Source organism: Microcoleus sp. K5-D4 (assembly GCF_036704575.1).
GTDB lineage: Bacteria > Cyanobacteriota > Cyanobacteriia > Cyanobacteriales > Microcoleaceae > Microcoleus.
On the sequence record NZ_JAUBSD010000068.1, the window covers coordinates 1 to 14844 of the forward strand.

Consider the following 14844-nt stretch of genomic DNA (forward strand, 5'->3'; position numbering starts at 1 on the left):
GATTTTAAATCACCCTAACCTTCCTTCAGTCTTGTCTTATGGTACTTTGGCTGCTTAAAAACTGTCCGGACTATTGTCATATGCAGTAGCTGCCTTTGCTTTCTGTCCAGCAATCAGGTTTAATTCAGCCAGCTCATCTTTTTCTGACTGATTAGTTAGCAAATCTGTGCCAAAATTCAGTTGGTTGACCAGAGCAAAAATATTATCTTTTCGCTCTTGCTCTGTTGTATTATTCAGCAGCAGTTGACCAATTTTCAAGTGAGTCGCTTTTTTCTCTGACTCTGGAATCAAAGAATAAGCAGCTTGCTGCACTCGGTCGTGCAAAAATTTGTATTCAACTTTGATATCCCGTACAGATGCCAACTCTTCCTGGGCAAATACTAAAGGAATTTTGTAACTTTCAGACAGCGGCAGAATCAAGCCAGCTTGCATTGCCTCCCACAAATGACCAGCCGTCACTAAGTTTGATTCTTCATTGACAATTGATAAAACTTCTAAGTTAAATTGGTTGCCGATACAAGCTGCTAATTTTAATGCTTTCTGCGTTGTTTCTGGGAGTTTGCGAATATTTCTGGCAACCAGTTCAACGATATTGAAATCTGCGATACCAATTGCTTGGATTTGTTGAATATCCCACTCCCAGCGGTCTGTATCTACTTGATAAACCAGCAGATTTTCCGAGTACAGGGTTTTGAGTAGCTGGGTTAAGAAAAACGGATTCCCTTGGGTTTTATTAAAAAGTAATTCAGAAAAAAGTTTGATTTGCTCTGAGTTTACGCTGCCATCAAGAGTGTCGGCGATTAATTGGTTGACGCTATCCAAAGCCAGCGCCTGAATGGTGATATTATTCACCACCGTTTCATTTTCTTGAATTTTTTCTATGGTCTGAATTAAAGGATGAACGGGATTGACTTCGTTATCTCGATAAGCTCCAATCGTTAACAAATATTTGTTATCTGGGTCAGTGACTAAGAGTTGTATTAACTTTAGAGATGCCGAATCTGCCCACTGTAAATCGTCTAGGAATATGACTAGCGGGTGTTCTGGTTGACAAAAAACTCGAATAAATTGTTGAAATACCCGATTAAATCTGTTTTGCGATTCCGAAGATCCCAGTTGAGGAACTTCCGGCTGTTTACCGATAATTAGTTCGACTTCCGGGATAACATCAATAATAACTTGACCGTTATTATCTAGCGCTTTTAATAAGTTTTCTTTCCAAACCGCAATCAGTTCGGAACTTTCGGTTAATAGCTGACGAACTAATTCCTGAAATGCTTGGATTAAAGCTGCATAGGGAATATTGCGCTTAAATTGGTCAAATTTACCCGCAATAAAATATCCCCTAGCTGCTAGAATTGGTTTATGAACTTCATTGACGATTGAAGTTTTACCAATCCCGGAATAACCGGAAACTAACATCATCTCGGTAGCACCGAGGCTGACTCGTCCAAAGGCATCTAGAAGAATTTGGACTTCGGTTTCTCTACCATAAAGCTTCTGGGGAATGAGTAATTGGTTGCCGCGATCCCGTTGACCGATTGGAAAATTTTCAATCTTTCCAGTTGTCTGCAATTGCTGCAAACAAGTTTCCAGGTCAAATTTTAATCCCGCCGCACTTTGATATCGGTATTCCGCATTTTTTGCTAACAGTTTCATGACAATATCTGAAACCGCTTGAGGAATTTCTGCTACCTCTTTAGGTGGGACTGGTTGTTTGGCAATATGACAGTAAACCAACTCCATCGGATCGGTGGTAGTAAATGGCAACTGGTTGGTCAGCATTTCATAGAAAGTCACTCCCAAAGAGTAGAAGTCGGTGCGGTAGTCAATTGCTCGATTCATCCTTCCCGTTTGTTCGGGTGACATATAAGCGAGAGTCCCTTCTAGCAAGTTGGGATTGCTAATTGTTTGGCTCTTTAATTCCAACCGCGAAGCAATACTAAAGTCAATCAGTTTAATTTGTTTTGTTGATTGATTAATAACGATATTTGTGGGTTTAATATCTTTATGAATAATTGGGACTCTATGGATCTGAATTAAAGATTCTGCCAGAGCAACAGCTATAGTCAGAGACTCGGTTAATGACAGTTTATTGGCTGCGAGTAAGTGGCAAAGGGATTGACCGCCAAAATCTTCTAAGATCAGAGCAAAATTATTCTGGTACTTTTCTAAACTGTAGCCTTTGGCAATTCCTGGAACGTCTAAAATTTGAATAATTGTAAATTCTTGCCTTAACCGGGCAATCTGCTCAATAGTCGGATACTCGTCTTGGATTATTTTAATGATAACTGACTCTCGATCCTGATTTCTGTTTCCCCGATAAACAACTGTTCTGGTTCCTTCGTAAATTTTTTCTCTAATTTCGTATCCAGGTAAACTAATCATTTTTTTCACCTTCTCCTTTTCATCAACTATTCTAAATCACCGCCAGATTCATGGATAATCTGGGGGACAGCCTGTTTTGGCATTGCTTTGAGGGGGTTCGCTCATGTGGCTCTCCTGGGTGAGATGTAATAATGGTAACAGTGTAGATGAGTATTTGATTTATGAATGGGGGCTGAGGACTGGAACTTAGATACTCTGCTTGGTAAGGATTTCCTATTCTCCCATCCCCTGCGTAGCGCAATTTGAATCGACATTAACTTATTATCGGCTCTCTCGTACTTATGGTGATAACGCAAGCTAATAATTTAGCACAATCGAGGGTTTCAACGTTCAGTCTCAGATACTTAGTATCATCTGCTACTTTTAACATCAAGCATCGCGGAGAGCCGAGGAAAAAATTATGTCATTAGATGTTTCCATCGACACTGATGTCATGAATGCTGCACTGGGGCAAGCGTAACAAGTCGCTTTAACTGACACATCAAGATGCGGCTGATCTAAAATGTGGCGCGCCACATTTCTGGGGCAACTGTTCAATTAATGCCATGATATAAATGTGTGGCAATGCTCATACTGACGATCGCCACCAATCAACAACCAATTTGGGCTAGAACTATCAGAAGGTTGCCAGCCTCTGCGATCTCAAATCGGTTCTATAAAACCGACACATAATGACGATAATTTTAACCAACGACGACGGCATCGATGCTCCGGGCATTCAAGCACTTTTGCAGGCTGTAGAAGGCAAAACAATTATGGTGGCTCCGCAGGGGCAATTGTCGGGCTGCGGGCATCAAGTGACTGCTCACAGTCCGATTCATGTCGATCGCCGATCAGAATTTGAATATGCTGTAGGGGGAACACCGGCCGATTGCGTGCGTATTGCTCTTCATCACGTTTGTGCGAAGCCGGATTTGGTGCTTTCGGGTATTAACGCGGGCGGCAATTTGGGGGTTGACGTGTATATTTCGGGTACGGTGGCGGCTGTGCGGGAAGCAGCCATGCACGGTATTCCGGGCATCGCAATTTCCCACCGGATTAAAAGGCCGCTCGAAATAGACTGGGATGTCGCTACTCGTTGGACATCGCGGGTGTTAGCGGATTTGCTGAACCGGGAACTAAAGTCTGGGTGTTTCTGGAATGTGAATTTGCCGCATTTAGCGCCGGGAAGTGCGGAACCGGAAATTGTGTTTTGCCAGCCTTCGACGCAGCCACTGCCAGTGGTTTACCGGGTGGAGGGAGAATACTTTTATTATGCGGGAGAGTATGGATCGCGCGATCGGGCGGCAGGGACTGATGTTGACGTGTGTTTTGAGGGTAATATTGCAGTTACTGAGATATCGCTGTGATAGATTTGATGGGATTTGATGGGATTGGGCGATCGAACTATATTTTTTTCAAGAAAACATAAATAGACGGTCTTAAATTCGATCGGCGACAGAATGTTTCACATTCATGGCTAAAAACAGATTTCATTATACTTTGGGTTTAGCACTGCATATTCCCTAGATATAATAAACCTGTTTTCGGATAATCCCAAAATAGGATATTTAAATTTGTTAAAAATCGATAGTAATGACAATTGAACAAAATTAATCACAATCCCGAGAGTGGCAGCTATCTCTACTTGCGGCCCTCGGTGCTACCATAATTTTTTTTGTCATCCTTCGGCTTAGCAACACCATCAGGTTGTTTCTTTGGCTTTTTGACTTCTTTGTTGCTTTTTCTTTCTTTTGACATGATCTTTCCTCAAGTTTGACTCAGCATAACATAGATTGACATATTTGCCTAACTGCCAGTAGAGGGGGTGATTCTCTAAAGATCTTACTCGCTGTTAGTTTTGTACCATCTGCAGTATATTATCTGCTAGATTTTGAACGAATCCCCTCTACCGTTAGGCATATCGATAAATTCCTCATAAGTACAATGTGTGAAATTACTTTTCACTCCGATAGACTCAAGGAAATATTGAAAAGCACGATCGTATAACTGCTGCGAGACAACCGAGAAAAATTCTCGCTGATTAAGCTGTTGTTTTACATCTAATTTTCATGAAAAATGACAGTAGATCAAAATATGGAGATATGACCATGCCAGCCTTCGCGACACCTGAAGCAAACACAACTAACAAATTTGCAGTCTCCGTTTAAAAAAGCTGTTAGTCACAGTGGACAAAAAGAATATTATTTTACTATTGATTAAAAATTCGGACAGTGTTGGATGGCTTACCTACTGAGAATAACGGTTTCACCGATCTCAGTACGATCGCAACGCTTGCCGAAGCACTCTAGAGGTTAAGTAAATCAAGGGTTTCAGGCTAGGACCTCAAGACGGTCGGGACTCTGGAAAAGCACAAAGTATATGTATAAATATAAAGTTAATTGTTCAGCTTTCTTGAAAGTGCGAGCGCGTCCGCTCCTTTTGAGATAAAATACTTATAAAGAGTGTTTATTTCTAGATAAATTTCCGCTATTAGGAATGTGACCCGTATGGAAGTAACCGAGCTGCTCAAAGAGTACGAAAATGGTAACAGAGACTTTGCTGACGCAAACCTCAGCGGAGCAAACCTCAGCGGAGCTATGTTGGTTGGCGTAAACCTTTCGAGGGCTAACCTGTCTGGAGCTAACCTGAGTCGGGCCCATCTGACAAAAGCAGAACTCAACGGCGCAAACCTTTACAGGGCAAATCTGAGTTTTGCCAAAATGGGCCAAGCCAGGCTAGCCGACGCAGAGCTTACAAAAGCCAATCTCAGCGGAGCTTTCCTCGTCAAAGCAAAACTGCCCAGGGCAAAGTTGAGTGGCGCCCAACTCATCGGTAGCAACCTGCGGAGCGCCATCCTCTGGAACGCCAATTTGTGTACAGCCGACCTGCAATTCATAAACCTGCGGGGCGCCAACCTCACGGGAGCCAACCTCAACTGGGCAAACTGCGGAGGGGCAAAACTCAGCGGTGCAAAGCTTTTTGGCGCTCAACTAACAGGCATCTATCTTAGGAAAGCTTACATCAATGGCATCGACATGAGCAGGACGGATCTCAATGGTGTCAACCTGAGCGAAGCCAAACTAAACGGGGTAAACCTGGAAGGCTCGAACTTATTAGCTGCCAATCTCAGCGGGGCTCAGTTGCGGGGCGTCAAGTTGATGGGAGCAGATTTAACCAGGGCAAATCTGGTGGGAGTTTCTTTGGTGCAGGCAAACCTCGATTGGGCTAGGTTGTGCTATGCAGACTTGAGCGAAGCCGACTTGAGCGGGGCAACATTCACGGGAACCAACTTTGAGGGTACTCAGTTAGCCGGCTCAACAATGCCCCCATCTTTGAGCAATGATGTCTACTTAACTACAGCACGTGGTGTCGCAGCTTAGGCAACGCTAAAAATTAATCTCGCATCCGAGTGGGCGACTCTCGCATTGGTTTAACTTTTGATGCAGACATCATTACTTTTGTGAGAGTGCTGCACCGACAAGAAATTTACTGATATTTGCGAGAGTTTGTAGCTTCACAATTGAGTTCACCCGATTAATTTTGCGACTCGCAAAGCAGAGGTAATGGCTCCTTCGTGCAAACCATCCCCCAAATAAGCTCCCGCATGATAAGTGTTGTTTTCGCCATTAGTCTCGATAACTTCATCTCGATATCGAAAAGACTCGACAGTGTACAGCGGCGTGTGATGTTTCTGAATGTGAATAATGTGGTTTTGGGCGATCGACTCTTCGAGTTGAAAAGCTAAACTGTACTCTCGTGGGGATGAGATGCCGCAAAGCTGATTCAAGCTCGCATTATATCCCCATCCCTTGTCCGTCTCGAAAAAATCAAATTCTGATAACTTGCGGATACCGTAGCGATCGTACATCGATGTATCCGAATGCAGTACAGTGGTTGCATAATTGGCTTTCCACGCCGAAAATCGCTTCGTTTCCGCCTCCGTCGGATCAGACAACAGCCTCATAACTTGATCTGGTGGCATCGCAAAAACCACCTTATCAAATTCCTGGATTTCCCCATCAGAAAACACGATTTTTACAGCATCCGCACTTCTAAAAATATTGGCAATCTCCACATTTAACAGTATATCGCCCTTAAATCGCTCCAAAATCTTTTCAATGTAAGAATACACCCCCCCTTTAATCCTCACCCAGTTGACCGAGGCATATTCGCGCAAAACAGGCATCGCTAATTCTGCCGGGAAATTGTCGAGCAATTCAAACGGTATCGAGTAGCTGTACATCGTCAGCAACTTCAGCCAATAATTGCGGACGCACGAGCTTTTCAAAGACTCCGAAAGCGGCACATCGTAGAAATCATGCTGTTTAGCAAACCGCATTTTTAAAATAAATGCAGCCGAACGAGCGTAGAGACTATCCAGGCGCAAATACTCGATCAGGCGTTGGATTCCGCTGAAATTCTTTCGGATAGATACCGCCGACAAAAAGTGGGTGCCATCTTTAAAAAACAGCGCGGAACCAATCTGCACGGGTTCTAATTCCACGTCTAGCTCCTGCATAAAAGCCACGAAATTGTAAAACACAGTGGGAAATTCTAGCACCCCATTTTCTAATATTTCATTGCACTCCGATTGATTGGGTACAACATTTTTGTTCAGCGTCCGAATGTGTCCGCCTAAAATCGGCTGACTTTCCAAAACAGTGACGTGATGCCCCTGTTTGTCGAGCCAGTAGGCTGCTGCCATACCACTGGCTCCGCCCCCAACAATTGCAATTCTCATAGTTCACTCCTAGATTGATAGAAGGAAGTTCGGCAACGGATTATGTAACGGATGTCACGGATGTCACGAATAAGGAAGTTCGGCAACGGATTATGTAACGGATGTAACGGATGTCGGGAAGATGGAATATGGAAGAAGGAAAAAGGAAGAAGGAAGAAGGAATAAATTTTAGTTCGCAGGTAGAACCTGGAAAGGCATTTCACTGTTGCTCTGCCTCGTCATTTTTAAGAGGAGGCAGAGCCTCCAGAAATTCATTCCTTGGCAGAGCCAAGGAACGAGATAATGAGAGCAGAAATGATAATTTTTTAAGAGCAGGCAGAGCAAGAGTGAAATTCATTCCTTGGCAAAGCCAAGAAACGAGAGAAAGAGGAAAATAATCAATTGCTAATTTTCCTTAGCCTAAAATCGGATCGCCGGATAAACGTTGATAAAGCAGCGCCCCCGTCCAAAATGTCGGCGCAAAGCCTGGATAGCCCGAGGAGGCGTTGCAGAAATAGAAATTGTTGAGGGATGTTTCATGATTTAGTCGATCGACCCCCATGTTGCGCGGCGTCAGGCTGGAACCGTAGGAATTACCGTTAGGACACCAACAGAAGCGCTCGTTAGTCGTCGGACTTCCGGTAACATGAAAGACCATGTGTTTGCGGAAATTCGGAACATAGTGTTTTTCAACAACATCTAAAATCGAGTCCAGAATCTCTTGCTTCTTCTGCCTGTAAGCTTTGCGATCTGTCTCCCAAAGCTGTTTAAAATAGCTGTAATTAGCAACAGTCAGAAATTCGACAATTTGACAATCTTCTGGACAATCCCGCCGCGCTTCCGTCAGTAAAGTTGGCGTTGTAATTGCAAAGCTCGGACGAGAAAAGTCATTTTGCTCATACATTTGAGCAAAAGCTTCATTTAGATCCAAGTGTTCCGAATGAAATGTATTCCACTTACCAAATCCATAGTCTCGGAGATCGATATCTTTGACAACGCAGTACACCATGTAGTTAGATGCAGAATACTCATAGTTGAGTTTCCGCCGCACTTTTTTAGAGAACAGTTCCTCTCCAATCATCTTGGCCGCTCTTTTCGGGTCGAGGTTGCAAATCACCGTGTCGCCCGTGAATTCATGGGTTTGATGCGTGGTCAAATCCATCGCTTCAACTCCCGTTACTGTTCTGTTTGTCACCCTAAAATTCGTGACTTCATGGTTTAGTAGAACTTTGCCCCCGTTGGATTCAATGACTTTAACTAAAGAATTGATGACATCTTCAAAATGCTGCGTCGGGTAAAATGCACCTTCTTGATAGCCTCTAAACAAGGCAATCCAAGCATAGAAAGAAAGCTGATTTGGAGGCAGCAAAAAGTCCGGCCATTGCAGGGCTAATAGGGTTTGGGCGGCTTGCGGGAGTTGGAACTTGTCGAAAACGTCCTGAAGTGTACTGTTGAGGTGTTGGACAGCACAGAATACGTCACCGAAATTTTTGAGCAATTCAATTGGCTTGACGGGAGGAGCGAGTTTTCTGAGTCCCTCGCCGGTTTTCTCGACTTCGTTGACGAATTGGCGAATTCTCTCGCCCGCTTCGGGAAACAGCGCCGACAATCGCCGGATCAGTTCCTCTGGTTCGGAGGGAATATCGAGCGCATACCCAGGCATCCTCATGTGGTCGTAGCCATTCGGATCGTACCGTTCAAAGGTGACATCTTGATCGAGACCGAGTTTTTTGAGAACTCGATTGACTGTATGTCCTTCGCCGCAGTCCCAAACGTAGTGGAATTGGGCATTAAAGGTGTATTTGTTGGCCATCGTAAAGGTGTGACCAAAGCCTCCGGGATGCTCGTGAGCTTCGAGGATGTGTACGGTTTTGCCGGAGTTTGCCATCAACGCTCCGAAAACCAGTGCTGATAAACCACTGCCGACGATGAGGTAATCTGTTTTCATGGTAAATTTCCTCGATCGATTGAATGGGGCGATCGTTGTCTATTTAAACTAACTATCAATTCTGAGAAAATTCTGAAGTCCAGCAACAATTTTTTGAGGCGCGCTGGTTTAAGGATTGTCTTAAAGTCTGAGTGCGGTTGCTGTTAAGCTTAATCAAGCTGTTGCGGATAGAACTTATAGCTGCGGAGGCGGACTGGAAAGCCCGCCCCATAAGGGAAGAAATCGGGTTTATACCTTTGTTCTTAGTCTTAAGGTATAGAGTAGCCTACCTAATTAGGAGTATGTTAATTAGAGTGCGATCGCTTATTTGTGAGGCACAATCACATCAAAAAAAGCATCCTCCAAATCATAACCAAACATCTGCGACATCGCCATCAACTTTGATTTACTGGGGATTCCCTGCTGATTAAACCAATCAGTCAACACAAAAATTTTGTTCATCAAAAACATTTCCAATGCTTCAGGATTGTACTGAATACCTTGGGTGCGGTGGAACTGGTGCGGCACCAACATCGCGGCATAGCGGGCCAATTCTCCCGCTTTCCAATCCAGCAAAAATGGCAGCCAAGGGTAACAAGCATCCAAGCGAATAAACCACAGCCGCACTTCTGGAATTTCCGAAATTTCTCGCGGATCTAACTCTTCGCGCGGATACTCAATTTCAAATTGTAGCTGTTGTTCGTTTTGGGCGATCGCTCCTTCGGCCAGCCACTTTTCAACCACAGTCCGCACCGGAGACAAATCTAAACTGTTTATGCGATCGGCATCTATCGCTATCATAATACTCATAAAATTTCAACCTTATAGAATTAAGTTTTATCTATAATACCACTAATCACCAATCACCCATTATATCAAATCTCTTAAATCCCCTACACCAGAACTCTTGCAGACCTTCGCAAGATTTTTTGAAAAGCCTCTGCGTTAATCCCAGTTAATCTACGCTTTCCCTCTTGCATCAAAGATTTATGCAATCTTTTCTACTACTCGTTGCCCACCCATCACCCATTTTTGCCAAACTTGCTATCTTGCAAAGAATTACCAATCCCCTGGATAATTCCCCTGCCTATCAAACCAATTCCCCGCCCTATAACCTGAGTCAAAACGTAAACAACGCCAGCACCCAACAACGAAATAACGGCGCGAACTCTAGGTGCGATCGCATCTCTGGTTTCCAGCAGCAACGTCAAGGCTAACTGCCACCTAGAAAGCTGTGCTAACTCCTGATTTCTCGGAGCATAAATAGAAATTCTCTTAATTCCAGAATCGCCCCAAACAAACAGCCAAAACCTGCTTTCAAAAATAGCTTTCGGTTCCACAAAATATCTATTCCAGCTATATCTCCATGACAAATCATTCCGAAATCTCTCAATTTCTCGCGTCGAAATCAACTTGCTATCGTAAAAATTTTGCTTGATTTCTTCAATATTTGCCAAATTATTTAGTAAAGGCTGCACCACTCCGCTAGCAACTTGAATTGCCAAATTTTCTAACAAAGCTTCAGCTCGCTGCATGGCTTCCGGGCTGCCAGCAACACAAGAAATATTGTCAACTGTTAGAGGAATTTCAAATAGCAAATGTGCAAAAAAATCAATTGTCATCGGTATTTTATCAAGGATTTCTGCTGCAACTACATCAGCATCTGCCAGCAGCATCGGCACAACTTCTACCCCACTGCCTGCCAAGAGATAAGCAGCGCTTCCCCCTTGACTTTCTCCTAGTTTCAAGCTGGTTTGACTGCCATCAAAAACCCGATTTTCTCCCGTTTGCAGTGTATAGTATCTCCCAAAAAAATCTATGATTGTCGCCTGCCACAAATCCCGTAAAATAGCAGGCATTTTTTGCGACAATTGAGTTTGGTGCACTTGCGAAAAGCGCAATTCCTCCAGCAAATCCTTTAACTTCCGCAGGATGGAGGTCATCAATTCACGCTTTTTGGGCGATCGCAAAATATCGATTTCCAAAGGCAAGCCAGTCAAATTCACCAAATCAAACTGCAATTTAGCTGCCACCGAGTCAAACAAGCTACCTTGCCAATTAGTTGCAACCACCAAAGATTCAGCCGAAACTTGGGAATTCGCTAATTGCGATTGAGAATTATTTAACAAATTCTCGCCTCTAATTTCTTCTTTCTCCCCTCTGCCTTCTCCCCTCTCCCCTGTGCCTTCTGCCTTCTGCCTTCTGCCTTCTGCCTTCTCCCCTTTTCCTTCAAATAATAACTGACTGACAATCCAACGAGCTGCCAGCAATTCTCTGCGGCGTCCGCTGAGTACAACCCCATCTAAAATAGAAGGCAAATCTGTCGGCTCGGCCGCTTTTATCTCTTGCAAATCAGCTTGGACAACTGCCAAACTTGCATCTATTTCCCGTAGTCCAGAAAGACAAAAATAAGCCAGTATTTTTTTGTGTACTGGCGTATCAACTGTCGAATTATCTACATTTTTATCTGCAATTGCTGCGGAGTTTTCTACTGTTTGAACCACCGCTGCATTTAGTTCTATTTCCGGGTTAGTGCCCGCATCCGTCGCCCAATAAGTGCAACCAGATGCCACAGCGCGAATAGCTTCAATAGTCCGGGAAATATCTCTACCTTTAGGAGAATAGCCATTCACGTCGGCAGCCTGTATTTGCGCCAACAGGTCTGGTGTCAGCCGCCCGCCTAGCACCAACAGTGGCAGGTTGGGGTACAAATTTTTAAGTTCGCGACAAAATGCCAGCGCCTCTATTTGACCCGATCGCAAATTTAGGGTCTCAACAGCCAAAATTACCAAATCTGCGGGCTTCTTGGCTGCTCCAGAGCTGAGCGAGCGAGCTTCTAGAACCCGCAAAGCCTCGGTTTCCGTTGAAACCTCTGCGATAACTTGCAAGTCTGGATACTGCTCGCAAGCGACTCGCAGCCCCAGCCGGAAAATGGGGTCGCCATCGATCGTCAGCAGTTGGAAATTACTCACTTGATTTTAGATTGGAGATTTTAGAGCTCGATCGCGCGAAAACCCAATTACTCGGGGATCAAATTAGCATCAGGAGGCCCAGCCGATTCCGGAATCGAGGGCGGCGCGGGTTCTGGAGCCGGAGCCGGAGGAGGAGGTTCCGGAGCCGGAGCCGGGGCCTCTTCTCTCGCGGGCGGATAGTAAGGTTCCGGCTCCGGAGCAGGCGGATTGTAAGGTTCTGGCTCCCTCGCGGGCGGATAGTAAGGTTCCGGCTCCGGAGCAGGCGGATTGTAAGGCTCGGGAGCCGGGGCCTCTTCTCTCGCAGGCGGATAGTAAGGCTCTGGTTCTGGCGCGTACTCCTCCTGTCGAGGAGCTGGCGCGTACTCCTCCTGTCGAGGAGCTGGCGCGTACTCCTCCTGTCGAGGAGCTGGCGCATACTCCTCTGCTGGAGCCGGCGCGTACTCGCGAACGGGTTCCGGCGGCGGCGCACTGTTGGCTCTAAGTTCAGCACTCCAGCGCCCGATCGCACCTGCCGCTTCTGAATACAGCGCCCTACCGTAACCGATTTGGGAAGCGGTATCGATCGCCGCTCCTAGACTGCCTTGAGATGCCAATGCCGCAGCTCGATCGAGAATCGGTCTATCTTGAGCAACTTGCAGTTCGCTCACCCACTGATAGACATTATCCTGAGCTTTCGCGTACAAAGTCCTACCGCTCTTAATTTGCGAAGCTTTTTCAATAGCAGCACTAAGTTTTCCTTGCTTCGCCAGGGCGATCGCTTCATCCAAAAAAGGCTGATCTTGAATAACTTCTATGCGTTTCGTCCACTGAGCCAAGAGAGTTTGCGCTTCTATCCTGCGGGGACGGTTTTGAGCGATCAGGAGTAGCTGAGCCATGCCGCCCTTAAGTCCTTCAACCGTTTGCGGTTCTGCCAACTGCTTCGCCAGAGTCAGAAAAGATTGGTCTTCGATCCGCTGAATGTCCCGGCGCCAAGCAGCCACCAAAGTTTGAGCGTGAATCCGCCGCGGTTGCTTAATTCCGATGGTTTGCGCTTGCTCGATCGCGAGTCCAAACGTTCCTATCTGACCGAAACTAGCGATCGTACTCGCCACTTGCAGTCGCAGCAAATCTTGAAACTGCACCTGCAAATTTTCAATTTGAACTTGAGCTTGCTTGTACAGAGGGCGACCCGGAGCAATTTGGCTAGCAGCGCCCTGCCCTTCGAGCAAGCTAAAAATGTGTTGTGGCAGCGGAGTTGATATCGACTGGTTCCACGTCACTGCCTGAGCCCTACCCAACTGCATCAAATCTTGAGCTTCCGCAAACAGTAGCGAATCCTGTGGCACAACTGAAGCAGCCTCGATCGCCCCCGGCAGGTCTTTCGCCCCCAACCGCTTAGTAGCCATTGCCAGCAAAGTCCGGCTCCATCCCTCAATTTCCTTTTCAGCTTTAGCGCGGGCAAAAAGCTGCGAGTCTATTTTGCGAGCCAGGACTATCGCCTCAGCGAACTTTTGCGGAGTCTCGTCCTTCGCCAAATCTCTAGCCTCTTGCAAGCGCTGCCAGCCGTTTCTTTCCAAAGAAATCTGCTGGATCAGCTCGTTGTAACGCTTTTGACTCCAGAAAATATTTTCCAGCTTGAACAAAGCTTGAGCATAATCCCAAGCCTTCCTTAAATCCTCACTTTTCAAAGCTGCTAGGGCTGTATCGTAGAGTTTTTGGCCCTCCTGCCAATTTTTTTCCCAAGCCGTAACAGCCTCTTCTACCTCGGGGTAAGACGGACTGGTTTTCGGAATTTTCGCCACAATCTCTAGGGCGCCTTTCAAATCGCCCCTCTCAATTTTTGCCCTGGCAAATCCCAGAATGGCTTTCGACCATTCCCCTATCAAATGTTGACCCTGCGAGTATAGCGGATGTTCTTTCGGCCAAGCCTGCACCAGTGCCATTGCCGATTCTAGCTGTTCTAGCTTGCCCGACTTAGCAGCTTGTTGAGCGCAGTAAAGTCGCTCTCCGTCGGCCGCCAAGGGCGACAGTTGCTGGCAATTGGGCGGTGGCGGCATCGTCAGCAACCAGAGAAATGCAGCGGCACCGGTTACTCCAAATCCCACCAGGAGACTCAGCCAGATAAGCTGCCACTGCCAAAAAGTTCTTTTTCCATCGGTCGGCTGGGCCGTTACGAAGGAACTCGCATCGCCTGTCGCCTCTGCACTGAACTGTGCCGTCGGTTTAGGGGATGGGTTGTATTGCGGTGGTGTGTGGAATTGGTCAGATTGTCGTCTCGCCATTACTTCAGCCTGTCCTGTAATGCGCACTCTTCACGTGACACTCCCACATCAAATCATAGATTGTGATGTGGGCTTCTGACTCCTGTTAAGGAGATCGAGAACTTCCTTCAAGGTACTGGCAATCTTTCCCTCTACGGCGTTTTATAGTGAGGTTCGTGTCCAGCCCCACTGGTTGCTTCCGAGTTTTTTAGGCTCTCGAGGCACGTAAATCATACCAGTTATCACACAGTTATTGACAGATCCCGGGGCCGTTTAGCAGAAAAAGCAGTATAAAGCCCCGTCAGTCGATCAATTTTAGATTTTAGATTTTAGATTTTAGATTTTAGATTTGACTCCACAGATGAATTAGGGGAGGGATTAAACTAAGGTCTAATATTAAATCCGGGTCAGAAATTACCTTATCAGACTCAGCGGTTGAAACCGCAACTAAACTAACTTTCGTCTCATCCAAGCCGATTAAAAATAAAGGGGTACTACAGCCGGATTTAGTCTACACTTTTACGTGTAGCGGGTAGAAATGATTTTTTGGGTTTAGTCGTAAATTTTATTCCAGATCGCCAAACTTGTCGATCAAGTTTCATTTTTCTGTTTTCA

Annotated in this window: 9 protein-coding genes; 3 read left to right on the top strand and 6 right to left on the bottom strand. The window is 45.6% G+C overall.

Annotated elements, in window-relative coordinates; all coding sequences use genetic code 11:
• Positions 1-54 precede the first annotated feature (54 nt).
• A complete protein-coding gene (locus QUA77_RS19840) occupies positions 55-2388 on the bottom strand; it encodes a serine/threonine-protein kinase PknK (RefSeq protein ID WP_333451998.1) in 2334 nt (777 codons plus the stop codon).
• Positions 2389-3059: 671 nt separating this feature from the next.
• Between QUA77_RS19840 and surE the strand changes: the two genes are divergently transcribed.
• Complete coding sequence (gene surE / locus QUA77_RS19845) at positions 3060-3737, top strand: 5'/3'-nucleotidase SurE (protein ID WP_333082329.1); 678 nt, start codon at positions 3060-3062, stop codon at positions 3735-3737.
• A gap of 1140 nt (positions 3738-4877) precedes the next feature.
• Positions 4878-5750, top strand: a complete 873-nt coding sequence (locus QUA77_RS19850) for a pentapeptide repeat-containing protein (protein WP_333041507.1) — start codon at positions 4878-4880, stop codon at positions 5748-5750.
• A 146-nt stretch (positions 5751-5896) separates the two neighbouring features.
• Here QUA77_RS19850 and QUA77_RS19855 read toward each other — a convergent pair whose 3' ends face one another.
• Positions 5897-7111, bottom strand: coding sequence for an FAD-dependent oxidoreductase (locus QUA77_RS19855; RefSeq protein WP_333452001.1), 1215 nt, complete (start codon positions 7109-7111; stop codon positions 5897-5899).
• Positions 7112-7239: 128 nt separating this feature from the next.
• Between QUA77_RS19855 and QUA77_RS19860 the strand changes: the two genes are divergently transcribed.
• Positions 7240-7488, top strand: coding sequence for a hypothetical protein (locus QUA77_RS19860; protein WP_333452003.1), 249 nt, complete (start codon positions 7240-7242; stop codon positions 7486-7488).
• Between the two features lie 17 nt (positions 7489-7505).
• Here QUA77_RS19860 and QUA77_RS19865 read toward each other — a convergent pair whose 3' ends face one another.
• The 4 genes from QUA77_RS19865 to QUA77_RS19880 all read right to left on the bottom strand — a co-directional run bounded on the left by QUA77_RS19865 (position 7506) and on the right by QUA77_RS19880 (position 14250).
• A complete protein-coding gene (locus QUA77_RS19865; RefSeq protein ID WP_333452005.1) occupies positions 7506-9038 on the bottom strand; it encodes an NAD(P)/FAD-dependent oxidoreductase in 1533 nt (510 codons plus the stop codon).
• 303 nt (positions 9039-9341) lie between these two features.
• The gene (locus tag QUA77_RS19870) at positions 9342-9827 is read right to left on the bottom strand and encodes a CRR6 family NdhI maturation factor (RefSeq protein ID WP_333041511.1); all 486 of its coding nucleotides are present in this window, start codon (positions 9825-9827) and stop codon (positions 9342-9344) included.
• A gap of 212 nt (positions 9828-10039) precedes the next feature.
• Positions 10040-11989 (bottom strand): DUF3685 domain-containing protein, encoded by a 1950-nt coding sequence (locus tag QUA77_RS19875; RefSeq protein ID WP_333452007.1) that lies wholly within the window; start codon positions 11987-11989, stop codon positions 10040-10042.
• Positions 11990-12036: 47 nt separating this feature from the next.
• Positions 12037-14250, bottom strand: coding sequence for a DUF3824 domain-containing protein (locus QUA77_RS19880; RefSeq protein ID WP_333060563.1), 2214 nt, complete (start codon positions 14248-14250; stop codon positions 12037-12039).
• Between the last annotated feature and the right edge of the window lie 594 nt (positions 14251-14844).

Bases quoted from the DNA above. Each gene is read 5' to 3' on its own strand.
- QUA77_RS19840 (WP_333451998.1), bottom strand. From the start codon at position 2,388: ATGATTAGTTTACCTGGATACGAAATTAGAGAAAAAATTTACGAAGGA.
- surE (WP_333082329.1), top strand. From the start codon at position 3,060: ATGACGATAATTTTAACCAACGACGACGGCATCGATGCTCCGGGCATT.
- QUA77_RS19850 (WP_333041507.1), top strand. From the start codon at position 4,878: ATGGAAGTAACCGAGCTGCTCAAAGAGTACGAAAATGGTAACAGAGAC.
- QUA77_RS19855 (WP_333452001.1), bottom strand. From the start codon at position 7,111: ATGAGAATTGCAATTGTTGGGGGCGGAGCCAGTGGTATGGCAGCAGCC.
- QUA77_RS19860 (WP_333452003.1), top strand. From the start codon at position 7,240: ATGGAAGAAGGAAAAAGGAAGAAGGAAGAAGGAATAAATTTTAGTTCG.
- QUA77_RS19865 (WP_333452005.1), bottom strand. From the start codon at position 9,038: ATGAAAACAGATTACCTCATCGTCGGCAGTGGTTTATCAGCACTGGTT.
- QUA77_RS19870 (WP_333041511.1), bottom strand. From the start codon at position 9,827: ATGAGTATTATGATAGCGATAGATGCCGATCGCATAAACAGTTTAGAT.
- QUA77_RS19880 (WP_333060563.1), bottom strand. From the start codon at position 14,250: ATGGCGAGACGACAATCTGACCAATTCCACACACCACCGCAATACAAC.